This window comes from Kribbella sp. CA-253562 (assembly GCF_050942265.1).
In the GTDB taxonomy this organism is placed as follows: domain Bacteria; phylum Actinomycetota; class Actinomycetes; order Propionibacteriales; family Kribbellaceae; genus Kribbella.
In genome coordinates this window covers 4,025,779-4,050,301 of record NZ_CP192049.1, presented here as the reverse complement: position 1 = coordinate 4,050,301, position 24,523 = coordinate 4,025,779, and the positions used below count along the sequence as shown (strand labels likewise).

The window sequence follows — 24,523 nt, the reverse complement described above, 5'->3', positions numbered from 1 at the left end:
GGCACTACGTGAATCGTTGGAGAAGTGATCCGACAATGAACGAAAATCGCCGCTCGCGCAAGACCGCGGAACCGCTCAGCTGAAACGTTTCCCTTGAGTGGCCAGCGAGACCAGCAGCGCCGGGGGCTCGAAGCGTTCGCCGTACGACGCGGCGAGTTCGCGGGCCCGGGCGACGAAGCCGGGCAGGCCACCGGCGTACTGGTTGACGTACTGCAGAGCGCCGCCGTACAACGGTGGGAAGCCGATGCCGAGGATGGATCCGAGGTTGGCGTCGGCAACCGATCGCAGCACGCCCTCGTCGAGGCACTTCACGGTCTCCAGCGACATCGCGAACGTCAGCCGCTCCTGCAGATCGCCGAACGGCACCTCGGCGGTCCCCGCGCCGAAGTGTTGCCACAGTCCGCGCCACAACCGCTTGGGCCCGTCGGCCGGGTAGTCGTAGAAGCCCGCGCCGGCCGCCTTTCCGCGCCGGTCGAACTCGGTCACCAGCCGATCGGTGACCGCCATGCCCGGGTGCTCACCGAAGGCGCCCGCGTTGTCCCCGGCCGCCCGGGCCGCGTCGCGGATCTTCTGCGGAAGCGTCAGCGTCACCTCGTCCAGCATCGCCAGCGGCGGCGCCGGGAAGCCCATCTGGGTCGCGGCCCGCTCGATCGTCACCGGGTCGACGCCCTCGGCAACCATCGCGGCGCCTTCCATCACGAGCGTGCCGAACACGCGGGAGGTGAAGAATCCCCTGCTGTCGTTCACCACGATCGGCGTCTTCCCGATCTGGCGGACGACGTCGTAGGCCTTGGCCAGCGCGCGATCGGAGGTCTTCTCCCCCACGATCAGCTCGACCAGCGGCATCCGGTCGACCGGCGAGAAGAAGTGCATGCCGATGAAGTCATCCGGTCGATCGATCCCGTCGGCCAACGAGGTGATCGGCAGCGTCGAGGTGTTCGAGCACAGCAGCGCGTCGGGCTCGACCACGCCGGCGATCTCAGCGAAGACCTTCTGCTTGAGCTCCTCGCTCTCGAACACCGCCTCGATCACCAGATCACAGCCGGCCAGGTCGTTCGGGTCGGCCGTCGGCCTGATCAGGCTGAGGAACGCCGCCGCCTTCTCCGGCGTTGCCCGTCCCTTCTTGACCTGCTTGGCGAGCAGCCTCTCCGAGTACTGCTTGCCCTTCTCGGCCGCCTCCAGCGAGACGTCCTTGAGCACGACCTCGAGGCCCACCTTCGCGCAGGAGTAGGCGATCCCGGCCCCCATCATCCCGGCGCCGAGCACGCCCACCTTGCGGGCCCGGTACGCCGGTACGCCGTCCGGCCGGGACGCCCCGGCGTTGATCGCCTGCAGCTCGACGAAAAACGCGGTGATCAGGTTCTTCGCGATCTGCCCGGTCGCCAGCGAGACGAAGTACCGCGACTCGATCCGCGACGCGGTGGCGAAGTCGACTTGGCTGCCTTCGACCGCCGCGCTCAGAATCGCCGGCGGCGCCGGGTAGGGCGCACCCTTGAGCTGCTTGCGCAGGTTGGCCGGGAAGGCCGGCAGGAACTCGGCCAGCTTCGGCGAGGCCGGCGTACCGCCCGGGATCTTGTAGCCGTCACGATCCCAGGGCTGCTTGGCGTCGCCGTCGTACGCCTCGATCCAGTCCGTCGCGCGGGACAGCAGCTGGTCCGCGGGCACGACCTCGTCGACGATGCCCACCGACCGCGCGTGCGCGGGCTTCATCCGCTGCCCCTGCAGCAGAACGTTCATCAGCGCGTCCTGCAGGCCGAGCATCCGCACCGCCCGCGTCACACCACCGCCGCCGGGCAGCAGCCCGAGCGTCACCTCCGGTACGCCGAGTTCGATGCTGTTGTCATCGGCAACGATCCGGTGATGACAGGCGAGCGCGATCTCCAGTCCGCCGCCGAGCGCCGACCCGTTGATCGCGGCCACCACCGGAACGCCGAGCGTCTCCAGGATCCGGAGCTGGCGCTTGATCTCCTCGACCGTCTCGAACAGCTGCGCGGCGTCCTCGGGCCGGGCCTGCGAGATCAGCCGCAGGTTGCCACCGGCGAAGAACGTCTTCTTCGCGCTGGTGACCACGACGCCCACCAGTGACTCCTTCTCCGCCTGCAGCCGCTCGACCGTCGCGGCCATCGAGCTCAGGTAGAGCTCGTTCATCGTGTTCGCCGACGCGTCCGGATCGTCCATCGTCAGCGTGACGATCCCGTTGTGCTCGGTCCAGGAGATCATGCCGCCAGCCTCTCGATGATGGTCGCGACGCCCATGCCGCCGCCGACGCACAGGGTGGCCAGACCGTAGCGGAGCTCGCGCCGCTCCAGCTCGTCCAGCAGGGTTCCGATCAGCATCGCGCCGGTGGCCCCGAGCGGGTGCCCGAGCGCGATCGCCCCGCCGTTCACGTTGACCTTCTCGTGCGGCACGCCCAGGTCGGCCATGAAGTGCAGGACCGCGGCGGCGAACGCCTCGTTCATCTCGAACAGGTCGATGTCGCTCACCGCGAGCCCGGCCTTGGCCAGCGCCTTGCGGGCGGCGGGCGCGGGGCCGGTCAGCATGATCGTCGGGTCCGCGCCGCTCACCGCGGCCGCGACGACCCGGCCGCGCGGCGCCCGGCCGAGCGCTTCGCCGGCCTTTTCGTTGCCGACGGCCACCAGCGCTGCGCCGTCCACGATGCCGGAGGAGTTGCCGGCGTGGTGCACGTGCTCGATCCGCTCGACCGTCACGTACTTCTCCAGCGCGACCGCGTCGAACCCGCCGTGTTCACCGATCGCCGCGAACGACGGCGGCAGCCCGGCGAGCGTCTCGACCGTCGTACCGGGCCGGACGAGCTGGTCGTGGTCGAGGATCCGCAGACCGTTGCGGTCGTCGACCGGTACGACGGAACGGGCGAAGTATCCGTTCGCCCAGGCCTTCGCGGCGCGGGCGTGCGACTCGGCGGCGTACGCGTCGACGTCGGTGCGGGAGAAACCGTCGATCGTCGCGATCAGGTCGGCGCTGACGCCCTGCGGGACGAAGCCGGTCCGCAGCGCGGTCTCCGGGTCCATCGCCCACGCGCCGCCGTCGGAGCCCATCGGCACCCGGGACATCGACTCGACGCCACCGGCCAGGATGAAGTCCTCCCAGCCGGAGCGGACCCGCTGGGCCGCCTGGTTCACCGCTTCGAGGCCGGACGCGCAGAAGCGGTTGAGCTGCACCCCGCCGGTGGTCTCCGGGTAGCCCGCGGCCAGGACGGCGGTCCGGGCGATGTCCATGCCCTGGTCGCCGATCGGGGTGACCACACCGAGCACGACGTCGTCGATCGCCGCCGGGTCGAGGTCCGGATGCCGCGCGCGCAGCTCGCCGAGCAGGCCGGTGACCAGCTGGATCGGCTTCACCTCGTGCAGGGCGCCGGTCGGCTTGCCCTTGCCGCGAGGGGTCCGGATCGCGTCGTACAGGAAGGCTTCGGTCATGGGGCGTCCCGTCGTCTGAGGTGAACAGACCGATTGTGACAGCGATGGTGTCACAGTGGTCAAGGGCGGGTGACTAAGATCTCCGCCATGGCCGCAGCGAGCTCGGAGACCGGGACGGACGAAGCGACGCTCACCGTCGACGAACTCTCCACCCGGGTCGGCATGACGGTGCGAACGCTGCGGTTCTACGCGGGCCGCGGGCTGATCCCCCCGCCGGTGCGCCGCGGCCGCGTCGGTTACTACGGCCCGGAGCACATCGCGCGCCTCGACCTGGTCCGCGAACTGCAGGCGCACGGCTTCACGCTGTCCGCGATCGAGGGTTATCTGGAGCGGATCCCGCCGAACGCGTCACCGCAGGACATCGCCCTGCACCGGACTCTGCTCACCCCGTGGATGCGCGACCTGCCGGAGACCCTCGACCGGCCCGCGCTGGTACGGCGTACCGGCCGGGAGCTGAGCGACGACGACATCGAGATGCTGGTCGCGCTCGGCGTGGTCGAGCCGACGCCCGACGAGGACGTGTTCCGGGTCGCCACCGCCCACCTCAGCCTCGGCGTCGAGCTACTCGATCTCGACCTGCCGGTGGACGCCGTGCTCGCCGCCGGGCGGATCTTCAGCGAGCACGGCCGGGCGATCGCCGAGGAGCTGACCGAGGTGTTCCGGACCAAGGTCTGGCCGCACTACCGCGACTCCGGCGGCCCACCGGAGCACATCCAGCAGTTGGTCGAGCGCTTCAAACCGGTCACCATCCAGGGCTTGGTGCTTGCCTACGAGCGCGCGGTCGGCGAGACCCAGCGCGACACGGTCCGGCGCAACAGCAGCAAACCGCGCCGCTGACAGCCGGTAGGCCGTCGTGGTCGTGGAGCAGGCCACCCGGCTGAGCGGCTGCTCGGCGGCCGCCGGGATCTTCTTCCGGCCGAGCGCCCTAGGCGTTGGGCACGCGGAGGTAGGTCAGCCCACGCAGGTCGAGATAGGTGTCGGTCGGCGTGGTGACGACGCGCAGCAGCACGTCCTCACAGCCCGGGCAGCGGGCGACCAGGCCGGGCGCGTCGACGTACAGGCGCGCCTCGGCGAAGACGCCGGTCCGGCCGCAGCCGGCGCAGCGGCCGGTCGCAGCGGTGAGGTCGACGGCGAACACCTCGCTGAGCGCACCCGCCGCCGCATTGCCGTCCAAGTAGGTCGGGACATCCGCGGTCATCGCGGTCCTCCTGTCGGTCCGAAACGTTCGGTTTTCACCCTGGTCGGGTCGTGGCCGGCGGCCACCAGCAGGTCGGCGACCGTCTCCACGAACGGCGTCGGGCCGCAGACGTAGGTGGTCAGCTCGTCGCTCGGCGGAAAAGCCTTCGCGGCGAGCAGTTCGGCGTCGATCCGGCCGACCCGCGGTTCGCCGGGCGGCGCCTCCCGGGTGTAGACGAAGGTCAGGTCCACATCGTCGGACGACGCCAGCGTCTTGAGGTCCTCCCGGTAGATCACCGAGGTCGGTTTGCGGACCGAGTACAGCAGCCGGGCCGGCGCCGTACTGGAGGCGTGAGCGTGTTCGCGCAGCATCGCCATCAGCGGTACGACGCCTGAGCCGCCGCCGATCAGCTGGATCGGGCCGGTGCTGTCGGGCCGCCAGACAAACCAGCCGCCGACCGGGCCGCGCACCTCCAGCTGGTCACCGACGCCGAGCACGCCCACCAGGTACGACGACACCTCGCCTTCCGGCACCTGCTCGACCGTCAGCTCCACGGTGGTGCCGGTCCAGGCCGACGCGATCGAGTACGACCGGGACGCGCGATAACCGTCCGGCGCCGTGAGCCGGACGTCCAGGTGCTGCCCGGCCAGGTGCCCGGGCCAGTCCGGCAGGTCGAGCACGATCGTCCGGGCGGTCGCGGTCTCCTCGCGAATCTCCGTGACGGTGCCGGCCTGCCAGGTCAGTCGCCGGCGTACCGCTGTTCTTTCCATGGGTCTCCGTACTCGTGATAGCCCGCGCTCTCCCAGAACCCGAGGTCGTCGCTGTCGGACAGCACCAGGCCGCGGACCCACTTGGCGCTCTTCCAGAAGTACAGGTGCGGCACCAGCAGCCGGGCCGGACCGCCGTGCTCGGCGCCGAGCGGCTCGCCCTCGAACTCGTAGGCGATCCAGGCCTGGCCGTCGAGCAGGTCCTCCAGCGGCAGGTTCGTGGTGTAGCCGCCGTAGCTGTGCGCCATCACGAAGTCCGCGCCGGTCTCGACGTCGGCGAACAGCGTGTCGAGCGAGACGCCCTTCCACTCCGACTGCAGCTTGGACCAGCGCGTCACGCAGTGGATGTCCCGGGTGATCTCCTCACTCGGCAACCGCAGGAACGCCTGCCAGTCCCACTTGTGCACCTCACCGGTCTCGGTGGCGATGCTGAACTCCCAGTGCTCCGGCAGGATGTGCGGGGTCGGTCCGGCCGACAGCACCGGAAAGTCCCGCGTCAGGTACTGCCCCGGCGGCAGGTCCGACCCACTCCGCCGGCCGGTGAACCCCGGCGACACGATTCCCATCAGCCGACCTCCCTCGTTCCACGACTCCGCTGCCCCGAAGTCTGGCACGAGTTGGCGCCGAATCGCCCCAGGGACCTCCCCGGTCGTCAGATTCCCAGGGTGCGGCCGATGATCTCCTTCATGATCTCGGTGGTCCCGCCGTAGATGGTCTGGACGCGGGTGTCGAGGTAGGCCTTGGCGATCGGGGACTCGGTCATGAAGCCGTAGCCCCCGTACAGCTGCAGGCAGCGGTCGACGACCTTCTGCTGCAGCTCGGTGGTCCACCACTTCGCCATCGCGGCCTCGCTGACGGTGAGCGTGCCCGCGTTCAGCTCCTCGATGCACCGATCGACGAACACCCGGGCGATCTGCGTCTCGGTCGCCAGTTCGGCCAGCACGAAGCGGCTGTTCTGGAACGAGCCGATTGGGCGGCCGAACGCCGTGCGCTCCTTCACGTAGGTCAGCGTGGACTCCAGGACGTTCTCGCAGGCCGCGGCGGCGACGACGGCGATCGCGAGGCGTTCCTGCGGCAGCTTCTCCATCAGGTGGACGAAGCCCTGGCCCTCCTGGCCGAGCAGGTTCGTGACCGGCACCCGGACGTCGTCGAAGAACAGCTCGGCGGTGTCCTGCGCCTTCAGGCCGATCTTGTCCAGGTTGCGGCCGCGCTCGAAACCCGGCGCACCGCGCTCGACGACGAGCAGCGAGATGCCCTGATAGCCGGCGTCGGGATCGGTTTTCGCGACCACGATCACCAGGTCGGCCAGGATGCCGTTCGAGATGAACGTCTTCTGGCCGTTGAGCACGTAGTCGTCACCGTCACGAATCGCCGTCGTCCGGATCCCCTGCAGATCGCTGCCCGCGCCCGGCTCGGTCATCGCGATCGCGGTGATCGTCTCCCCGCTGCAGAACCCCGGCAGCCAGCGCGCCTTCTGCTCGTCGGTGGCGTAATCCAGCAGGTACGACGAGTTGATGTCGGTGTGGATGCTGAACCCGACCCCACTCGCCCGGGCCCGGGTCAGCTCCTCGATCAGGACGGCGTTGAACCGGAAGTCGCGCGCGCCGCCTCCGCCGTACTGTTCCGGCACCATGAAGCCGAGCAGTCCCGCGCTGCCGGCCGCCGTCCACAGCTCGCGCGGCACGATGCCGGCCTCCTCCCAGGCGTCGTGGTGCGGCACGATTTCCTTGTCGCAGAAGGCCCGCACGGTCTCCCGGAAGGCGTCGTGATCGGCGTCGAACAGCTGACGGTGCACGGGCGGTCTCCTCTGTTCGGTTCAGTTCTGTACGGCGGCGCCGGAGCGCAGCAGGTCGTCGACGTCGGTGATTCCCCAGTCGGTCAGCGCTTCCCGCGTGTGCTCACCGGGCCGCGCGGGCGGATCGCCCAGCCGCGTCGGAGTGCGGGAGAACCGTGGCGCCGGCGCGGGTTGACGGACTCCGTCCTGCTCGACGAACACCTGGCGGGCGGTGAGGTGCGGATGCTCACCGGCCAGCGGCAGGACGGGGGCGACGCACGCGTCCGCGTCGGCGAACACCTCGGTCCACTCGGCCTGCGTGCGTTGCCGAAAGGCTTCCGCGAGTTGCTTGCGCAGCTCCGGCCAGTTCGCCGGGTCGTGCCGGTCGGGAACGGTGATGCCGAGACCGGCGATGAGCTGGTCGTAGAAGGCGGGTTCGATCGCGCCGACGCCGACGTACTGGCCGTCCGCGGTCTCGTAGACGTCGTAGAACGGAGCGCCGGTGTCGAGCAGGTTCGTCCCGCGCTGCTGCGACCAGTTTCCGGCGGCCAGCGCGCCCAGCAGCATCGTGGTCAGGTGCGCCGAGCCGTCCACGATCGCCGCGTCGACGACTTGGCCCTGCCCGCTGCTCCGCGCCTCGTGCAGTGCGGCGAGTACGCCGATCACGAGGTACAACGAGCCGCCGGCGAAGTCGCCGAGCAGGTTGGCGGGAACCTGCGGCGGTCCGCCCGCGCGGCCGATCGCATGCAGCGCACCCGACAGGCCGAGGTAGTCGATGTCGTGCCCGGCGGTCTGCGCGAGCGGACCGTCCTGACCCCAACCGGTCATCCGCCCGTAGACCAGTCGCCGGTTGACCGCCCAGCAGTCGTCCGGACCGAGTCCCAGCCGCTCCGCGACGCCAGGCCGGAATCCTTCCACCAGCGCGTCGGCCCGAACGACCAACTGCAGCACCGCCGCGACCGCTTCCGGCTTCTTCAAGTCGAGCGCGACGCTTCGCCGGCCGCGGTTCAGCAGCTCGAACTCCGGCGGGCCCATCGCCAGCCCTCCCCCGGGCCGTTCGATCCGCAGGACGTCGGCGCCGAGCTCGGCCAGCAGCATGCACCCGAACGGCGCCGGCCCGATGCCCGCCAGCTCGACGACCTTGACCCCGCTCAGTGGACCCATGCCGTCCATTGTGACAGTCCCACTGTCACAGTCGTCAAGTCACCGTGCGCGCTGACCCCCGAGGTGGTCGGCGAACGTGATCGTCCCGTACGGCGGCCCGTCGACGAGCGCGGCACCACCGGCGAACGCCCGGAAGATCTGACCCGGAACGCGCACCGGCACCACCGGCCGCCGTGATCCCCGCGCCGCCTTCCAGACCCGGGCGAACTCCGGCAGCGGCCGGCGTTCCGGCCCACCGATGTCCGCCGCCCGACCGCTGACCGGCTCAGCGACGAGCTCGGTCAGCCGCGCGGCGACGTCCTCGACAGCGATCGGCTGCAGCGTCACCGCCGGGGCGAAGACGGCCGGCACCTTGAGACCGAAGATCTGGTCGAGCAGCTCGTAAAACTGCGTCGCCCGCAGGATCGTGTAGATGGACCGCGATTCGACCAGTCGCTCGGCCGCGAGCTTGTGGCGGTAGTAGGGCAACGGGTTCCGGTCGATGCCGACGATCGACATGTACAGCACGTGTGTCGTCGCCGGAACGGCAGCGAGCAGGTTGCGGGTCTGCTGGACGTCACGTTTGCCGAGCCCCGTGGCGAGATGGACGACCAGGTCCACGCCGTCGACAGCCGCGGCGACACCTTCGCCGGTGTTCAGGTCGCCGGTCACCAGCTCCGGCCCGGTCCGGCGGCTGAGCACGCGAACCGTGTGGCCGGCGGCGCGAAGGTGTTCGACGGTGGGCCGGCCGAGGGTCCCGGTGCCGCCGGTGACGAGCAGCGTCTTCATCGTGGTGTCCTGCTCAGTCCGTGCGGAAGGTCTCCGCGGCTTCGTGGATCTTGGCGTAGTACTCCGACCAGCCGGCCGCGTCGAGCATGTCCGCGTCCGCGCCGCCCGTGCCGTCGATCAGTTCGCGGACGATGTCGGCGTGGCCGGCATGGTGGGCGGTCTCGTCGACGACGCGGACGAGCAGCACGCCGAACGTCGTCCGGCGTTTGCTTTCCGACCAGTGCGGGACCTCGGCGGGCGTGTCCAGGTCGAGCGTCGCCAAGGACTCGTCGCTGTGCGCGCAGGCCTGCCGGTAGAGACCGGTCAGGTACTCACTCGACTCCGACGGCAGGGCCCACATGTCCGCGCCCTCCCAGACCGAACCGTCCTCCTCCCACGGCAACTGGCGCTCGGGTGGGCGGCCGACGCTCGTGCCCAGGTAGACGTACTCGACGCCGGTCAGGTGCTTGACCAGGCCGAGCAGGTTCGTGCCGGAGGGGACGAGCGGGCGGCGCATGTCGTACTCGCTGAGCCCTTCGAGCTTGGTGAGCATCAAGGCTCGGGTGCTTCGCAGGTACTCGTGCAGCGCGGGTTTCAGGTCCATGCCCGGACGCTAGTCGACGCCTCCGACAGTTCAGGGCGCTCCGGGCGGAACGAACGGGAGCCCGGCCGGCGCACCCTTCTCGATCAGGGTCAGCAGGGCGCCGGTGTCGAGGTGCTCGTCGATCGCGTCGGCCAACCGGTCCAGCCGGTCCTCGCGCAGGCCGGCGAACGAGACCGTGCCGTCGGGCGCGCGCTTGCCGGTCAGCGCGGCGATCTCGCCGAGGAACCGATGCCGGGCGGCGTCGTCGTCCAGCAGGCCGTGCCAGATCGTGCCCCAGACGACACCACTGCGGCAGCCGCCGGGAAACTCCTCCGCGTCGCCGGTCACCTCGACCACCCCGTGATGGATCTCGTACGCCGTGGGCGCCGGCCGCGCGAGCACCTTGGCCGCCGCGAACTCGGTTGCCACCGGCAACAACTCCAGTCCGGTGTGCCGGCCGCCGCCCTCCACGCCGTACGGGTCGTCGATCGCGCCGCCGAGCAACTGGTAACCACCGCAGATCCCGAGCACCGGGCGGCCGGCGGCGACCCGCGCCTGGACCGCGTCGGCCAGACCGGTCTCGCGCAGCCAGGCGAGATCCGAGGTGGTCGCGCGTGACCCGGGCAGGACGACCAGGTCCGCGTCGCGGACCTCAGCCGGCGTGGCGGTGAAGAACACGCTGGTCGTCGGCTCGACCGCGAGCGCGTCGAGATCGGTGAAGTTGCTGATCCGGGGGAACCGCACGACGGCGATCGTCAGCACGTCGCGATCGTGATCGGTGCGGCGAGCGGGGATGTCGAGCGCGTCCTCGGAATCGAGCCAGAGGTCGGGAAGCCACGGCAGCACGCCGTACGTCGGACGGCCGGTGACCGAGCCGAGCATGTCGATGCCCGGCTGCAGCAACGAGACGTCGCCACGGAACTTGTTCACCACGAACCCGCTGATCAGCCGCTGGTCCTCCGGCGAGAGCAACGCGACCGTGCCGAACATCGAGGCGAACAAGCCGCCCCGGTCGATGTCGCCGACCACCACGACCGGAGCGCCGGTGTGCTGAGCGAGTCCCATGTTGACGTAGTCGGACTGCCGCAGATTGATCTCGGTTGGGCTGCCCGCGCCTTCGCTGACGACCACGTCGTACCGGCTCGCGAGATCGTCGTACGCCGCGAACGCCGCCTTGGCCAGCTCGGCGCGTTCGGTCAGGAAGCCGCGGGCGGTGAGTTCACCCCACGGCTCCCCCATCAGCACGACGTGGCTGCGCCGGTCGCTGCCGGGCTTGAGCAGCACCGGGTTCATCGCGGCCTCGGGTTCGGCGCCGGCGGCAACGGCCTGGATCCACTGCGCGCGCCCGATCTCGGCCCCGTCGGCGCAGACCATCGAGTTGTTGGACATGTTCTGTGCCTTGTACGGCGCGACCCGGACGCCCTGACGCGCCAACCACCGGCACAACCCCGTCACCACGGTCGTTTTGCCCGCGTCGGAGGTCGTACCGGCGATCAGCAGCGAGTTCACACGGCGATCCTAGGTGTGGTCCTTCCCGTCGCCCGGATCGGTCACGTCCTCGGCGGCCGTGACCTGCCGGCCCTGCTCGTCCGGCGGCAGCACCGGCGTGATCCGCCGGCCTGACGCGTCAGTGCTCGGCAGCCGCGGCGTCGTGCCCTGGAAGCGGCTGCTCGAGGCCCGCTCGCGCGCCGACAGCGGCTTGGCGACGTTCTCCAGCGACTGCTGCTCGGCGTCCACGCCGAAGAACCAGGCGATCAGACCGCCGGCCAGCATCACCACGGCGCCGATGACGTAACCGACCGTCAGCGGACCGCGCGCCGGGTTCTCGCCCTCACCGATCAGCGAGGCGAACAGGAACGGCGCCACCACACCGCCGGTCAGCTGCGAGATCGCGAAGAAGAACGAGATCGCCTGGCCGCGCAGCTCGATCGGGAAGATCTCGCTGACCGTCAGGTACGCCGACGACGCGCCCGCCGAGGCGAAGAAGAACACGACGCACCACAGCCCGGTCAGCGTCACCGCGCTCAGCGCCCCGGCGTTGAACAGCAACGCGGTGACGAACAGCACGACCGCCGACGTGGCGTAGGTGGCCAGGATCATCTTGCGCCGGCCGATCGTGTCGAAGAAGTGGCCGAGCAGCAGCGGACCGGCCAGGTTGCCGATCGCGAACGGGAAGAAGTACAGCGCGATGCTGGAGTCGTTCAGCCCGAAGTAGGCCTTCAGCACCAGCGCGTAGGTGAAGAAGATCGCGTTGTAGAGGAACGCCTGGGTGACCATCATCGAGAAACCGAGGAACGACCGGCTGCGGTAGTCGCGCAGCATCACCCGGGCGATCTCGCGGTACGTCACCGGCGGGTAGTCGATCACGTTGATCGCCTCGTCGTCGCGGACCTCGCGCAGCTCGCCGCCCTGGCGGCGGACCGTCTGCTCGATCCGGTCCACGGTGGCCTCGGCCTCCGCGACCCGGCCGTGCGTCATCAGCCAGCGCGGGCTCTCCGGGATGTGCCGGCGCAGGTAGATGATCATCAGGCCCATCACCGGCCCGATCAGGAAGCACAGCCGCCAGCCCCACTCGATCGGCACCAGGTCGTCGTTGAGGAAGACCAGGCCGATCGCCGAACCGATCAGGGCACCACCCCAGTAGGTGCCGTTGACGCCGATGTCGACCCGGCCGCGGTACTTCGACGGGATCAGCTCGTCGATCGCGGAGTTGATCGCGGCGTACTCGCCGCCGATGCCCATACCGGCGATGAACCGGCAGAAGGCGATCGACCAGAAGTCCCAGGTCAGGCCGGCCGCGCCGGAGGCGAGCAGGTAGACCATCAGCGTGATGATGAACAGGTTGCGGCGACCCCAGCGGTCGGTCAGCCGGCCGAAGAACAGCGCGCCGACGACCTCGCCGGCCAGGTAGATCGAGGCGAGCAACCCGACCTGGGCGGTGGTCAGTCCAAGGGTCTGCGACTCCTTGAGCACGTTGCCGACCAGTGAGACCAGCTGGATCTCCAGCCCGTCCAGGATCCAGGAGACGCCGAGACCGACGACGATCATCCAGTGGAACCGGGTCCACGGCAACCGGTCCATCCGGGCGGGCACCAGGCTCGGTATCGCCTTGCCCTCCTCCAACGCGTGTTCAGTCATACCCCGCCCTCCTCCTGGCCGGTCTGAAGTTGTCCGCCCAAGCCCGTACCCCAGGCGTCACGCGCCGCAAACCCTTGGTCACCCGATCGGCTGCTTCCGGCAGTCGGGCACCCTGGTCCCCCACCGGCCGAGGCTGACTACAGTGGCGGCATGGACAACGACGTGACCGTCGCGGACGCCCCCGACCAGCACCGGTACGAGGCGCGCGACGCCTCCGGTGCGCTGATGGGGATCGCCACCTACCGCCGGACCAGCGACCACATCACCTTCCTGCACACTGAGACGATGCCGGAGTTCCAGGGCCGCGGGGTGGCCGGCCGGGTCGCCAAGCAGTCGCTCGAGGACGCCCGCGCGGCCGGGCTCAAGGTGCGGCCGGCCTGCCCGTACTACGTCCAGTACTTCGAGAAGCACCCCGAGTACGCCGACCTGCTGGAAGAGGTGGCGTCGTAGTGGCGGGTCCTCAGCTCGGCAAGCTCGAGTGGCGGCCCGCGGCCGACGTACCGGACCTGCTCGCCGAGCCGGTCCGCGCCGCGGTCGGTGACGTCCCGGCGTACGCGGCGGCGATCGACCCCGAACTGGCCGACACGGCAGCCTTCTGCGCGCAGTACGACGTCCCGATGGCGGCGTCGGCGAACTGCGTGATCGTGCACGGCAAGCGGGCCGGCGAGTCGACGTACGCCGCGGTGCTCGTGCTGGCCACCGACCGCGCGGACGTCAACGGGGTGATCCGCAAGCACCTCGGGGTCCGCAAGATCTCGTTCGCGGCCCAGGACGACGCGGTCGGCTCGACCGGCATGGAGTACGGCGGCATCACGCCGATCGGGCTGCCCGCCGCCTGGCCGGTCCTGGTCGACGAGGCAGTCGTCCAGGCCGGACCGGTGGTCATCGGCAGCGGAATCCGCGCCTCCAAGATCCTCGTCGAGGGCGCCGACCTGGCCAAGCTGCCCAGCGCCACCGTGCTCGCCCTGGCCGTGCCCTCCGCCTGAACCGTCCCGAAGCCTTCCGGGTCAGCAGGCGGCTGACCGGCGCAAACCCGCGCCAGATCCGGCCGGGCGGGATAACATCGGGAAGGTCTTCGGGTGAGAGGCGGCTGTCGGGTGCCCGGGACGGGCACCGCAGGGAGGCTGGGGAAGGCGTGATGAGGTCGTGACCGTGGCAGGCGGGGACGACGGCGGGCCGACCGCTCTGCGGATCATGCTGGGCGGACACCTGCGCCGGATGCGCGAGGCGGCCAAGATCAGCCGGGCCGACGCCGGCTGGCAGATCCGCTCCTCGGAGTCCAAGGTGAGCCGGATGGAGCTCGGCCGGGTCGGCTTCAAGGAACGCGACGTCGCCGACCTGCTGGAGCTGTACGGACTCACCGACGAGCGCGAGCGGGACCGGTTGATGGACCTGGCCCGGGCCGCGAACAACCCCGGCTGGTGGTCCCGGTACGGCGACGTGATGCCGGCCTGGTTCTCCAACTACGTCGGCCTCGAGGTCGCCGCCAAGCTGATCCGCACCTACGAGGTGCTGTTCGTGCCCGGCCTGCTGCAGACCGAGAACTACGCCCGCGCGGTGGTCCAGTTCGGCAAGGCCTACCTGCCGCAGGACGAGATCGACCAGCGGGTCGCGCTGCGGGTCACCCGGCAGCAGATCCTCACCCGCGCCAACCCGGTCAAGCTCTGGGTGGTGATCGACGAGGCCGTGCTGCACCGGCCGGTCGGCGGCCGGGAGGCGATGTGTGAGCAGATCGAGCACCTGATCAAGATGACCAAGCTGCCGAACCTCACCCTGCAGGTGATGCCCTTCAGCAACGTCGGCTACCCCAGCGCCGGTGGCGCGTTCAGTATTCTGCGCTTCCCCGAGGGCGACCTGCCCGACGTGGTGTACATCGAGCACGCGGCCAGCGCGCTGTACCTGGACAAGGTCGAGGACCTCGACGAGTACGCCGCGATCATGGACGCGCTGAGCATCGCCGCGGCGCCGGTCGGCGAGACCCAGCGGTTGTTGCTCGAAGCCCTCGAACGGATGAACTGAGAACCTCTGGACGACCAGGCCGTCCAGAGGTTCGCGGGACTGCTCAGGCGACCTTCAGGTCGACCTTGATGTTGCCGCGGGTGGCGTTGGAGTACGGGCAGACCTCGTGCGCCTTCGCGACCAGCTCCTCGGCGACCGAACGCTCGACACCGGGCAGGCTGATCACCAGCGCGACCTCGAGACCGTAGCCGGCGCCACCGTTGATCGGGCCGATGCCGACCTCGGCGGTGACGGTCGAGCCGTCACTGTCGACGCGGGCACGGCGGGCGACCAGCTTCAGCGCGCTGTGGAAGCAGGAGGCGAACCCGGCGGCGAACAGCTGCTCGGGGTTGGTGCCCTCGCCGTCGCCGCCCATCTCCTTCGGCGGCGCGACGGTGACGTCCAGCTTGCCGTCGTCGCTGGCGGTGTGACCGTCACGCCCACCCTGGGCGGTGGCGCGGGCGGTGTAGACGACTCTTTCGACTGCGATGGTCATGCGGATCGTTCTCCTCGGGACGGAGTTCAGCGGGTGGGGTCGAGCAGGAGCTTGCCGACGGTGCGACGAGCACGGATGTCCTCGTGGGCACGGGCAACCTCGGACAGTGGGTAGTCGCCGCCGACGACGGGGCGCAGCTTGCCGGCGACGGTCAGGTCGAACAGCTCGCGCAGCGGATCCGCGAGCAGTGCCGGATTCCTGAAGCAGTCGGCCAGCCAGAAACCGGCGACGGTCTTCGACCCCTTCATCAGCCGGCCGGGCGCGATCGCCTCGGCGGCCTGCCGGGAGGCCGAACCGAAGGTGACCAGCCGGCCGAACCGGGCCAGGGCGTCGAAGGACTCGTCGAAGGTCTTGCCACCGACCATCTCGAGAACGATGTCGACCGGCTTGCCGCCGTTCGCCTCGACGATCCTGTCCTTCAGCCCCTCGGGCGTGCCGTCGATCGCGGCGTCCGCCCCGAGGTCGAGGGTCTGCTTGCGCTTGTCGTCCGACGACGCGGTCGCGATCACCCGGCCGGCGCCCCACAGCTTCGCGAGCTGGACGGCGAGCGACCCCACTCCCCCGGCGCCGGCGTGCACGAGCACGGATTCGCCAGGCGCGAGGTGCGTCGAAGTCTTCAGCAGGTGCCAGGCGGTCGTGCCCTGCAGCACGAGTGCCAGCGCGTCACCGTCGCTCACACCGTCGGGAACGTCGAACGTGTACGGCGCGGCGGCCACGGCCTGCTCGGCGTACCCGCCCGAGCCGACCAGCGCGACGACGCGCCGGCCGTCCGCCGTACGGCCGACGACCTCGCCGCCGGGGATCAGCGGAAGCTCGGTCTTGGACAGGTAGCTGTTCTCCACCTGGTGGGTGTCGGCGTAGTTGATGCCGGCCCGGTCGACGGCGATCAGCACCTGGCCGTCGCCGGCCACCGGCGCGTCCACCTCGCTGACCTTCAGCACCTCAGGACCGCCGAACTCGGTGATCTGCACTGCACGCACGCCAGACACTTCCTTCCGAATTGATGTCCTTACACCGTACAATACAGTGTACGTTAGCGAGAGAGAAGGGTGACGATGCCAACACGGACACCGCGGAATACGCTCAACCCCGACCTGATCATCAGCAAGGCGCTCGAGCTGATGGAGGGCCGCGGCCTCGACAGTTTCAGCCTGCGCGCGCTGGCCGGTGAGCTGGGTGTCGGCCCGATGGCGATCTACACCTACTTCCGCAGCAAGGACGACCTGTACGACGCCGTCCGCGACCACCTGATGGGTCTGCTGCCGCCCGCGCCGGACGGCGACGCGTGGCCCGACCAGGTGCGCGCGGTCTGCCGGGGCCTGCGCCGGTTGATGCTGCAGCATCCTTGCCTCGCGCAACTACTCGCCGGCCGGCCGCTGAGTGGGCACGAGACCGCGCGGGTGGCCGAGGGGCTGCTCAGCGTGCTGCACTCGGCCGGGTTCGACAGACAGACCGCCGCGCGGACGCACACGACGCTGTTCACCTATGTGCTCGGGGCGACCTCGTGGGAGATCCAGATGGCCACCGAGCAGCGCGACCCCAAGGGCCTGCGGCGACTGCGGACCACGATGGCGTCGTTGTCGGCGACCGAGTTCCCGACCGTGGTCCAGCTGGCGCCGGAGCTGGCCCGGACGACCGGCGGCGACGACCAGTTCGACTACGGACTCGATCTGCTGATCAGCGGACTCGGCGCCAAGGCGACGAGCTGAGGCTCAGCGCACCATCGTGACGATCGCGACCACGCCGATCACCACGATCAGGCAGCGCAACGCGACCGGCGGCAGCTTGCGGCCGTAGCGGGCACCGACGAATCCGCCGATCGTCGAGCCGACCGCGATCAGCGCCGCGGCCAGCCAGTCGACGTCCGCGACGATCACGAACAGGATCGCCGCGACGGTGTTGACGAAGGTGGCCAGCACGTTCTTCAGGGCGTTCATCCGTTGCAAGTTCGCGTCCAGGCCGAGGCCGAGGATCGCCATCAGCAGAACGCCCTGGGCGGCGCCGAAGTAGCCGCCGTACACGCCGGTGAGGAAAACCGCCGGGATCACCCACCAGGCGCCGCGATGGGTGTGGGTCGGCACGCTGATCCACCTCGACAGCCACGGCTGGAACGCGACCAGCACGCAGCCGAGCAGGATCAGGACCGGGACGACGGCATGGAAGGCCGAGTCCGGCAGGGTCAGCAACAGCACCGCCCCGACCACCCCGCCGATCAGCGAGGCCGGAACCAGCCGGATCATCCGGCCGCGCTGTCCCTCGAGCTCACGGCGGTAGCCGATCGCGCCGGCCGCCGTACCGGGTGAGAGACCGACGCTGTTGCTCACGTTCGCCAGGACCGGTGGAATCCCGACAGCCAGCAGCGCGGGGAAGGTCAGCAACGTGCCCGAGCCCACCACCGCGTTGATCGTGCCCGCGCCCACACCCGCCACCAGGACGAACAGCGCCTCGAACCATGTCATCGCTGCACGACTTTACGCACCTGACCCGACCGGCCGCGCACGCGTCCAGTCGTTGAACGCACAGATGTCTGAGGCAACAGAACGGCCCGGTGCCCACCGTGAGGTGAGCACCGGACCGGAAGCCTTACCAGGAAGGCGAAATCTACTGCTGCGCCGGCGGCGACGGCGGTGTGGCCGGCGGCACGGTGTCCTGCGTCGAGGTGACGGCAGGCGTGGCCGGCTGCTGCGACCGGGAGCTGACCGCGGCGCGCTGGGCGGCCTCGATCGCCTCCTGCACCGCGTTGTCGGCCTCGGCGACCGCGGCGTCCGGCGTGTTGGTCAGCTCCTGGGTGGGCGCGGCCTGCTCGACCTCGTGCGGCTCCGGGAACGGACCCTCGGCCTTCTGCGGGATGCCGGCGATCTGGCCGACCGCGCTGCCCAGGCCCTCCATCGCCTTGCCGATCTCGCTCGGGATGATCCACAGCTTGTTGGAGTCGCCCTGCGCGATCGACGGCAGCATCTGCAGGTACTGGTAGGCGAGCAGCCCCTGGTCGGGCTTGCCGGCGTGGATCGCGTTGAAGACCGTGGTGATGGCCTGCGCCTCACCCTGTGCCTTCAGGATCCGGGCCTCCCGCTCGGCCTGCGCGCGCAGGATCCGGGACTCCCGGTCGCCCTGTGCGGTGAGGATCGCGGACTGCTTCTGACCCTCGGCCGACAGCACCGCCGACTGCCGCATACCCTCGGCGGTCAGGATCGCCGCGCGCTTGTCGCGGTCGGCGCGCATCTGCTTTTCCATCGAGTCCTGGATCGACGGCGGCGGGTCGATCGAGCGCAGCTCCACCCGGTTCACCCGGATGCCCCACTTGCCGGTCGCCTCGTCCAGCACGTAGCGCAGCTTCTCGTTGATCTCCTCGCGGGAGGTCAGCGTCTGCTCCAGGTCCATGCCACCGATGATGTTGCGCAGCGTCGTCATCGTCAGCTGCTCGATCGCCTGGATGTAGTTGGAGATCTCGTACGTCGCCCGCACCGGGTCGTTGACCTGGAAGTAGATGACGGAGTCGATCGACACCATCAGGTTGTCCTCGGTGATGACGCCCTGCGGCGGGAACGCGACCACCTGCTCGCGCATGTCGATCGTGTAGCGCACCTTGTCGACGAACGGGGTCAGCAGGTTCAGGCCGGGTTGCAGACCGACCTTGAACTTCCCGAACCGTTCCACGATGCCGACGGTCTGCTGCTGCACGACCCGGACGGACTTGACCAACGTGACGACCACCAGTAATGCCACCAGTGCCAGCACGATGAGGAACGCTTCCACGTGACCCTCCACTCGAACGAATCAGGATCGACAGTCTTTCCTATCGACGGGCCACTGCCCAGCCCGGTTCCCTCACGATCCGGCGTCGGACCGCGGAACGACGAACGACGCTCAGCGCGGCGGGTCGGAGTCCGGTTTCGCGTCGCTCGTCGGGTGGGCGTCAGGCCGGTCGGACTCGTGCTGGTGGTGGCCCAGCGGCAGGCCGACCGGGTAGACGACGGCGGTCGCGCCGTCGATCTGCATCACCTCGACCCGGGTGCCCGGCGCGATCGTGGTCAGGTCGTCGAACGGCCGCGCGGTCCACAGCTCGCCACCCAGCTTGATCGAGCCGAGGCTGTCGGGGTGGATCTCCTTGACCACCACGCCGGTGCGGCCGATCACGTGCTGCGAGCCGGTCTTCATCTCCACGCCGTGGTGGATCTTGCGCACCAGCAGCGGGCGGATCGCGCCGAGCATCGCGGCCGCGGTCAGCAGACCGACAACGATCTGCAGCCACAGCAGACCTGGGAACAGTGCGGCCGCACCGGTCGCGGCGAGCGCGCCGGCGGCCAGCATCAGCAGGGTGAAGTCGAGCGTGGCCAGCTCCGCGAGGCCGAGCACGACGGCGATTCCGAGCCATGCCGCCCAGACGTTGTCCCGCAGCCAATCCATCATCTGCCAACCCTATCCGCGATCGGGACCTCTGGCAGGTCCACCACCCGTCGGACGCAGCCCGGAGTCCGGCGGATTCCCCAACCGGGACTTCGAGGGTGCCTGTCTCCGACAGTACTCCGCGGACAGGGCAGACCGGTTGCGGCCGGACGCAACGATTCGGGCCGGACGGAACGGCTTGCGGCGGGGCGCGCGGTGGGCGGAAGGGGGTCGCGCGCGCCGGACAGGTCGCGTGCTGGACTGGTCGCGCGCCGGACTGGTCGCGCGTCGGTCGCGCGCTGGATGGAGGTCAGAGTGCGCGGGCGGTGTACCGGCCGTCGCTGTGCTCGAGGGTCAGGGCCAGGTCGAAGGTCTCGCTGAGCGTCTCGGCGGTCAGCGCCTGGTCCATCGGGCCGGCGGCGACGACCCGGCCCTGCTTCAGCAGCATGGCGTGGGTGAAACCGGGCGGGATCTCCTCGACGTGGTGCGTCACCAGCACCATCGCCGGTGCGCCCTCGGCGGTCGCGATCGAGCTCAGCGAGCGAACGAGCTGCTCGCGACCGGTCAGGTCGAGACCGGCGGCCGGCTCGTCGAGCAGCATCAGCTCCGGGTCCGTCATCAGCGCCCGGGCGATCTGCACGCGCTTGCGCTCCCCCTCGGACAACGTGCCGAAGGTGCGGTCGCTGAGGTGACCGATGCCCAGCTCGGTCAGCAGCTCCTTGGCGCGCTGGTGGTCGACCTCGTCGTACTCCTCACGCCAGCGACCGAGTACGGCGTACGAGGCGGACACGACGACATCGGAGACCCGCTCGCCCTTCGGCAGCCGGTCGGCCAGCGCCGCGCTGGTCAGGCCGATGCGGGGGCGCAGCTCGAACACGTCGACGGTGCCGAGCACCTCGCCGAGCAGGCCGACCACGCCGGAGGTCGGGTGCATCTGCGCCGCGAGCACCTGCAGCAACGTAGTCTTGCCGGCGCCGTTCGGGCCGATCACCACCCAGCGGTCGGTTTCGTCAACGGTCCAGTCGACGCCGTCGAGCAGACGCGTCTCGTCCCGGACGATCGTGATGCCGGCCAGCTCCACCACTGCAGTCATGAGGCAAAACCTACGGGGTGGCCGAACAGTTCCGGCGGGGACCCTGCTGGTGTCGCCGCCGGTTCGGCGTGATGGGAGACTTGCGGGCGTGCTGACCACTGCCGCCTCGGTGCGTTTCACCGTGTGGACGAACGCGATGCTAGCCGGGACCTGTGACCCCGACACCGCCGCGCACAAGATCGTCGGCCCGGACGTCGGCCACCACGTCGCCGGGCTCGCGGCGCATCCCGAGCCCGCGACGTTGCCGGTGGCGCTCAATCTCCTGCGCGCCGCCGGTGCGCGCGAGGCGTACCTGGCCTTGCCCGTGCCGGGTGATCCGATCGGACTGGCCGGACCACCGGCGTTCAACGAGTCCGCGCTCGAGGCGGGCGAGGCCGTCGTACTGGCCGGGGCGGGGATCGGGCTGGTCCCGGCGTACGTCGGGCCGGCGGTGCAGTGGTCGGTCCTGGTCGCGCAGAGTCCCCCGCCGGCGGACTTCGGCGAGGCCGATCGCGGGTTGCGCGCGGCGCTGATCGAGGCAGCCGAGTCGCTGGCGGCGCTGGACGTCGCGCGGTGGAAGCCGGAGATCGCGGACGCGCTGATCGACATCCGCAAGATCGGCCAGAGCCAGGGCGACGACCTCGCTCCCGGGTACGACGCTCGCGCGGTCAAGGCGGCCGCGACGGCCCGACGCTGTCTGGCGATCGCCGACGCGGCCCTGGAGGACGACGGCGCCGCGCTCACCGGCGCCGAGGCCGACGCCCGCCGACAAGCCCTCACCGGCCTCGCCGCCGCAGCCCGCCGGGCACTCGTCGCCGCCTGCGGGCCGTTCATTCTCCGCTGACTTCACGTCCACATCGGATCCCGGCCCACTCCCCACTGCACGCCCCGCCCGACCCACTCCCCTTCCTGTGCGTGACGCCCGCCCCGCCCATTCCCCTCGGCCCATCAATCGCGCCCGTCCGGCTCCGGCCCGCTCGCGCCGTCCCGTCCCGCTCTCCACGCCGGCCCGCCCCGCGTCCCCGCCTGCGCCGTCGCGCCCTGTCGCCATTTCGACGGTTAACCCGGCGATTGGTGGGTTCCAGGCCCGGATGCGGACGTGGAACCCACCAGCCGGAAGGTTCACCGTCGAAATGGGGACCTGCACGGGGATCGGGACCGGTCGGCGCAGGGAACGGGACGCAGGGCCGTGGCCGGGATCGCGGCGATGGCCCGGGCCGGTGCCCCGCCCGCGCGCGCCGTTCAGTTCCCGCTCTCCCGCCTGCGCTGTCCCGCCCTGTCGCCATTTCGACGGTTAACCCGGCGATTGGTGGGTTCCAGGCCCGGATGCGGACGTAGAACCCACAAGCCGGAAGGTTCACCGTCGAAATGGGGACCTGCATGGGACGGGTCGGCGCCGAGAGCGGGACGCGCCGGCATGAGGAGGGGGCTGGACCGGCGTGGGGAACGGAACGGGACGGGTCGGGGCGGGAACCGGGGCGCGGGAACGGGGGCGCCTGCGCGCGGAGCGGGAGGGTCGGGTGGGAACGGCACGGGTCGGCGCAGGGGAACGACACGTGTCGAGCGGCAACGGAAGGGTCGGCGCCTGGAGCAGAACAGGCCGGCGTGGGAACGGACCGGGTCGGCGTGGGGAACGGGTCGGCGTACGCCGCCGGTTGCCGGGATGTGGACCGGGCGTCCAGTGGTCGGGCGGGCTCGGATAGCGTTCTGTTCTGCGATGACAGGACAGGCTGAGCAAGAGACCCCCCCGTTGGACCGCCCGACGCTGCTGGTCACGTTGACCGGTACGGATCGTCCGGGGCTGACATCGGCGGTGTTGTCGACGATCGCGAGTCGGGGGCTCGAGGTGATCGACGCCGAGCAGGTCGTGCTGCGGGGGCGGCTGGTGCTCGGGGTGTTGTTGTCGGCGCCGCGGGATCACAAGGAGCTCAAGAAGGAGCTCAAGGAGCTGGCCGAGCAGCTCGACGTCGAGATCGACGTGAAGAAGGGTGTCGGCGACAACGAACCGCGCCGCAAGGGCCGCACCCAGGTGACCGTGATCGGTTCGCCGTTGACCGCCGAGGGGTTCGCCGCGATCGCCGGCCGGATCGCCGACACCGGCGCGAACATCGACCGGATCAGCCGGATGGCGCGCTACCCGGTGACCGCCGTGGAGATCGCGGTGTCCGGTGCCGATCCCGACGCGCTGCGTCCGGTGCTCGCGATGGAAGGTGTCCGGCAGCGGCTCGACGTCGCCGTCCAGGCCGGTGGGCTGTACCGGCGGGCGAAGCGGCTGATCGTGATGGACGTCGACTCGACCCTGATCCAGGGCGAGGTGATCGAGATGCTCGCCGCGCACGCCGGTCGTGAGGCGGAGGTCGCCGCGGTCACCGAGCAGGCGATGCGCGGCGAGCTCGACTTCGCCGAGTCGCTGCGGCATCGGGTGGCCCGGCTCGAGGGACTGCCGGCCACCGCGCTGGACGAGGTGTACGACGCGATCCAGCTCGCGCCGGGTGCCCGGACCCTGGTCCGGACCCTGAAGCGGCTCGGGTACCAGTTCGCGATCGTCAGCGGCGGGTTCAGCCAGATCACCGACAAGATCGCGGCCGATCTCGGCATCGACTACGCCGCGGCCAACGAGCTGGAGATCGTCGACGGCAAGCTCACCGGCAAGGTGGTCGGCGACATCGTCGACAGGGCCGGCAAGGCCGTCGCGCTGCGCCGCTTCGCCGCCGCCTCGAACACCCCGCTGTCCCAGACCGTCGCGATCGGCGACGGCGCCAACGACCTCGACATGCTGGCCGCGGCCGGGCTCGGCGTCGCGTTCAACGCGAAGCCGGTCGTCCGGGCCGCCGCCGACACCCACCTGAGCGTGCCCTACCTGGACACGATCCTGTACCTGCTCGGCATCTCCCGCGAAGAGGTCGAGGCGGCCGACAGCCTCAGCTGAGGTCGAGCTTGCCGGTCTGCGCGGCGGGCGGCGCGACGATCGGGAGCTTGGCGCCGAACCGCTCGAACCACGCCCGGACGGCGGTGCTGCCGTCCTTGGTGTCGGCGAGCACGAAGCTCATCCGGCGCGGCCGGTTCTGCGCGTCGACCATGATCGAGACGCTGAGCTGGGCCGGCAGGGTCTTCGCGTCGGTCCGGTCGAGATACACGCCGAGCGCCCGGGCCGCGGTCGCCTTCTTCACGTCGATGCTGACCACGTACTCACGCACCTGGGTCCCGTCGAGTGACTGGACGCCGCCGGCCTTGAAGGACGTCGCGTACGCCGTACCGCCGATCACCTGGTGGACCATCGCCCGGTTCAGGTCCTGGACCACGACGACCGCGGCGATCAGGACCTCCGGGTCGTTGGATCCCAGGTCCAGCCGCACCCACGGCTTTTTCGGGTTGCCGGTCAGCTCGTCGTTTTTCATGTAGAGCACCTTGCCGATCCTCGTGACCGGCAAGCTGTCCTCGCTGGTCACCACCGCATCGGGCGTCGCGCCCCTGAGCCGGATGGCGGCGGTGACCCGCGGGCTCGGCCCCCGCTCGTCGTCGGTCAGCTCCGCGGTCGCCTGGAACGTCCCGGCTGCGCGCAGGGCCGCCATGACCTTCGGCCCGAAGTTCGCCTTGGTGAGCTCGGCGGGCATCGGCGCGGCCGGCGTCGGCGTACTGGCCGCGATCGTCGGCGTAGATGCCGGGGCGGCGGCCGGAGCGGCGGCATTGTTGCCGCAGGCAGCGGTCAGGACGAGGGCGGAACCCGCGACCAGGGCAGGCAGAACGGAACGCACAGCAGACTCCTCCACAACAAGGGGTGAGGGCC

The 24,523-nt window shown here is 70.2% G+C and carries 25 protein-coding genes; 7 read left to right on the top strand and 18 right to left on the bottom strand.

The window, feature by feature from the left end; translation table 11 throughout:
* Window positions 1-75 precede the first annotated feature (75 nt).
* Window positions 76-2,220: a 3-hydroxyacyl-CoA dehydrogenase NAD-binding domain-containing protein gene (locus ACQPXM_RS19175; RefSeq protein ID WP_432950465.1), complete on the bottom strand. Its 2,145-nt coding sequence runs from the start codon at window positions 2,218-2,220 to the stop codon at window positions 76-78.
* Window positions 2,217-3,434: an acetyl-CoA C-acetyltransferase gene (locus ACQPXM_RS19170; protein ID WP_432950463.1), complete on the bottom strand. Its 1,218-nt coding sequence runs from the start codon at window positions 3,432-3,434 to the stop codon at window positions 2,217-2,219. Before ACQPXM_RS19170 ends, ACQPXM_RS19175 begins: the two co-directional genes overlap by 4 nt.
* A gap of 87 nt (window positions 3,435-3,521) precedes the next feature.
* Here ACQPXM_RS19170 and ACQPXM_RS19165 point away from each other — a divergent pair, with 87 nt between their 5' ends.
* Window positions 3,522-4,271 carry a MerR family transcriptional regulator gene (locus tag ACQPXM_RS19165; protein ID WP_432950461.1) on the top strand — a complete coding sequence of 250 codons (750 nt, stop codon included), beginning with the start codon at window positions 3,522-3,524 and terminating at the stop codon, window positions 4,269-4,271.
* A gap of 88 nt (window positions 4,272-4,359) precedes the next feature.
* Here ACQPXM_RS19165 and ACQPXM_RS19160 read toward each other — a convergent pair whose 3' ends face one another.
* The 9 genes from ACQPXM_RS19160 to ACQPXM_RS19120 all read right to left on the bottom strand — a co-directional run bounded on the left by ACQPXM_RS19160 (window position 4,360) and on the right by ACQPXM_RS19120 (window position 12,784).
* A complete protein-coding gene (locus ACQPXM_RS19160) occupies window positions 4,360-4,632 on the bottom strand; it encodes a DUF6510 family protein (protein WP_432950459.1) in 273 nt (90 codons plus the stop codon).
* Window positions 4,629-5,381: a ferredoxin reductase gene (locus ACQPXM_RS19155; protein ID WP_432950457.1), complete on the bottom strand. Its 753-nt coding sequence runs from the start codon at window positions 5,379-5,381 to the stop codon at window positions 4,629-4,631. The genes ACQPXM_RS19160 and ACQPXM_RS19155 overlap by 4 nt, the downstream gene beginning before the upstream one ends.
* A complete protein-coding gene (locus tag ACQPXM_RS19150; RefSeq protein WP_432950455.1) occupies window positions 5,351-5,944 on the bottom strand; it encodes a sulfite oxidase-like oxidoreductase in 594 nt (197 codons plus the stop codon). Before ACQPXM_RS19150 ends, ACQPXM_RS19155 begins: the two co-directional genes overlap by 31 nt.
* Before the next feature lie 86 nt (window positions 5,945-6,030).
* Window positions 6,031-7,173, bottom strand: coding sequence for an acyl-CoA dehydrogenase family protein (locus tag ACQPXM_RS19145; RefSeq protein ID WP_432950453.1), 1,143 nt, complete (start codon window positions 7,171-7,173; stop codon window positions 6,031-6,033).
* Window positions 7,174-7,194: 21 nt separating this feature from the next.
* Window positions 7,195-8,316 (bottom strand): CaiB/BaiF CoA transferase family protein, encoded by a 1,122-nt coding sequence (locus ACQPXM_RS19140; RefSeq protein WP_432950451.1) that lies wholly within the window; start codon window positions 8,314-8,316, stop codon window positions 7,195-7,197.
* 39 nt (window positions 8,317-8,355) lie between these two features.
* Window positions 8,356-9,084 (bottom strand): SDR family oxidoreductase, encoded by a 729-nt coding sequence (locus tag ACQPXM_RS19135; RefSeq protein WP_432950449.1) that lies wholly within the window; start codon window positions 9,082-9,084, stop codon window positions 8,356-8,358.
* 13 nt (window positions 9,085-9,097) lie between these two features.
* A complete protein-coding gene (locus ACQPXM_RS19130) occupies window positions 9,098-9,667 on the bottom strand; it encodes a DinB family protein (RefSeq protein WP_432950447.1) in 570 nt (189 codons plus the stop codon).
* A 30-nt stretch (window positions 9,668-9,697) separates the two neighbouring features.
* Window positions 9,698-11,155, bottom strand: coding sequence for a cobyric acid synthase (locus tag ACQPXM_RS19125; protein ID WP_432950445.1), 1,458 nt, complete (start codon window positions 11,153-11,155; stop codon window positions 9,698-9,700).
* A 9-nt stretch (window positions 11,156-11,164) separates the two neighbouring features.
* On the bottom strand, window positions 11,165-12,784 hold the full coding sequence (locus tag ACQPXM_RS19120) for an MFS transporter (RefSeq protein ID WP_432950443.1): 1,620 nt from the start codon (window positions 12,782-12,784) through the stop codon (window positions 11,165-11,167).
* A gap of 150 nt (window positions 12,785-12,934) precedes the next feature.
* Here ACQPXM_RS19120 and ACQPXM_RS19115 point away from each other — a divergent pair, with 150 nt between their 5' ends.
* The 3 genes from ACQPXM_RS19115 (at window position 12,935) to ACQPXM_RS19105 (ending at window position 14,803) form a co-directional block, all read left to right on the top strand.
* Window positions 12,935-13,234, top strand: coding sequence for a GNAT family N-acetyltransferase (locus ACQPXM_RS19115; protein ID WP_432950441.1), 300 nt, complete (start codon window positions 12,935-12,937; stop codon window positions 13,232-13,234).
* Entirely contained in the window at window positions 13,234-13,770 is a 537-nt protein-coding gene (locus ACQPXM_RS19110; RefSeq protein ID WP_432950439.1) for a YbaK/EbsC family protein, read from the top strand. The genes ACQPXM_RS19115 and ACQPXM_RS19110 overlap by 1 nt, the downstream gene beginning before the upstream one ends.
* Before the next feature lie 208 nt (window positions 13,771-13,978).
* A complete protein-coding gene (locus ACQPXM_RS19105; RefSeq protein ID WP_432951051.1) occupies window positions 13,979-14,803 on the top strand; it encodes a helix-turn-helix domain-containing protein in 825 nt (274 codons plus the stop codon).
* A gap of 43 nt (window positions 14,804-14,846) precedes the next feature.
* On the opposite strand, the gene ACQPXM_RS19100 is transcribed toward ACQPXM_RS19105, so the two are convergent.
* Both ACQPXM_RS19100 and ACQPXM_RS19095 read right to left on the bottom strand, forming a co-directional pair.
* Window positions 14,847-15,278: an organic hydroperoxide resistance protein gene (locus ACQPXM_RS19100; RefSeq protein WP_432950437.1), complete on the bottom strand. Its 432-nt coding sequence runs from the start codon at window positions 15,276-15,278 to the stop codon at window positions 14,847-14,849.
* A 26-nt stretch (window positions 15,279-15,304) separates the two neighbouring features.
* Window positions 15,305-16,258 carry a quinone oxidoreductase family protein gene (locus tag ACQPXM_RS19095; RefSeq protein WP_432950435.1) on the bottom strand — a complete coding sequence of 318 codons (954 nt, stop codon included), beginning with the start codon at window positions 16,256-16,258 and terminating at the stop codon, window positions 15,305-15,307.
* Window positions 16,259-16,333: 75 nt separating this feature from the next.
* Between ACQPXM_RS19095 and ACQPXM_RS19090 the strand changes: the two genes are divergently transcribed.
* On the top strand, window positions 16,334-16,987 hold the full coding sequence (locus ACQPXM_RS19090; RefSeq protein WP_432950433.1) for a TetR/AcrR family transcriptional regulator: 654 nt from the start codon (window positions 16,334-16,336) through the stop codon (window positions 16,985-16,987).
* A gap of 3 nt (window positions 16,988-16,990) precedes the next feature.
* Here the strand turns inward: ACQPXM_RS19090 and ACQPXM_RS19085 are convergent, their stop codons facing one another.
* The 4 genes from ACQPXM_RS19085 to ACQPXM_RS19070 form a co-directional block, all read right to left on the bottom strand.
* Complete coding sequence (locus ACQPXM_RS19085; RefSeq protein ID WP_432950431.1) at window positions 16,991-17,737, bottom strand: sulfite exporter TauE/SafE family protein; 747 nt, start codon at window positions 17,735-17,737, stop codon at window positions 16,991-16,993.
* Window positions 17,738-17,879: 142 nt separating this feature from the next.
* Window positions 17,880-19,034, bottom strand: coding sequence for an SPFH domain-containing protein (locus ACQPXM_RS19080; protein ID WP_432950429.1), 1,155 nt, complete (start codon window positions 19,032-19,034; stop codon window positions 17,880-17,882).
* A 111-nt stretch (window positions 19,035-19,145) separates the two neighbouring features.
* The gene (locus ACQPXM_RS19075) at window positions 19,146-19,688 is read right to left on the bottom strand and encodes an NfeD family protein (RefSeq protein ID WP_432950427.1); all 543 of its coding nucleotides are present in this window, start codon (window positions 19,686-19,688) and stop codon (window positions 19,146-19,148) included.
* A gap of 286 nt (window positions 19,689-19,974) precedes the next feature.
* Window positions 19,975-20,757, bottom strand: a complete 783-nt coding sequence (locus ACQPXM_RS19070) for an ABC transporter ATP-binding protein (protein ID WP_432950425.1) — start codon at window positions 20,755-20,757, stop codon at window positions 19,975-19,977.
* Between the two features lie 88 nt (window positions 20,758-20,845).
* Here ACQPXM_RS19070 and ACQPXM_RS19065 point away from each other — a divergent pair, with 88 nt between their 5' ends.
* The gene (locus tag ACQPXM_RS19065; RefSeq protein WP_432950423.1) at window positions 20,846-21,580 is read left to right on the top strand and encodes a hypothetical protein; all 735 of its coding nucleotides are present in this window, start codon (window positions 20,846-20,848) and stop codon (window positions 21,578-21,580) included.
* 873 nt (window positions 21,581-22,453) lie between these two features.
* The gene (gene serB / locus ACQPXM_RS19060; RefSeq protein WP_432950421.1) at window positions 22,454-23,665 is read left to right on the top strand and encodes a phosphoserine phosphatase SerB; all 1,212 of its coding nucleotides are present in this window, start codon (window positions 22,454-22,456) and stop codon (window positions 23,663-23,665) included.
* Here serB and ACQPXM_RS19055 read toward each other — a convergent pair.
* On the bottom strand, window positions 23,658-24,491 hold the full coding sequence (locus tag ACQPXM_RS19055) for a hypothetical protein (protein ID WP_432950419.1): 834 nt from the start codon (window positions 24,489-24,491) through the stop codon (window positions 23,658-23,660). The genes serB and ACQPXM_RS19055 overlap by 8 nt on opposite strands.
* Between the last annotated feature and the right edge of the window lie 32 nt (window positions 24,492-24,523).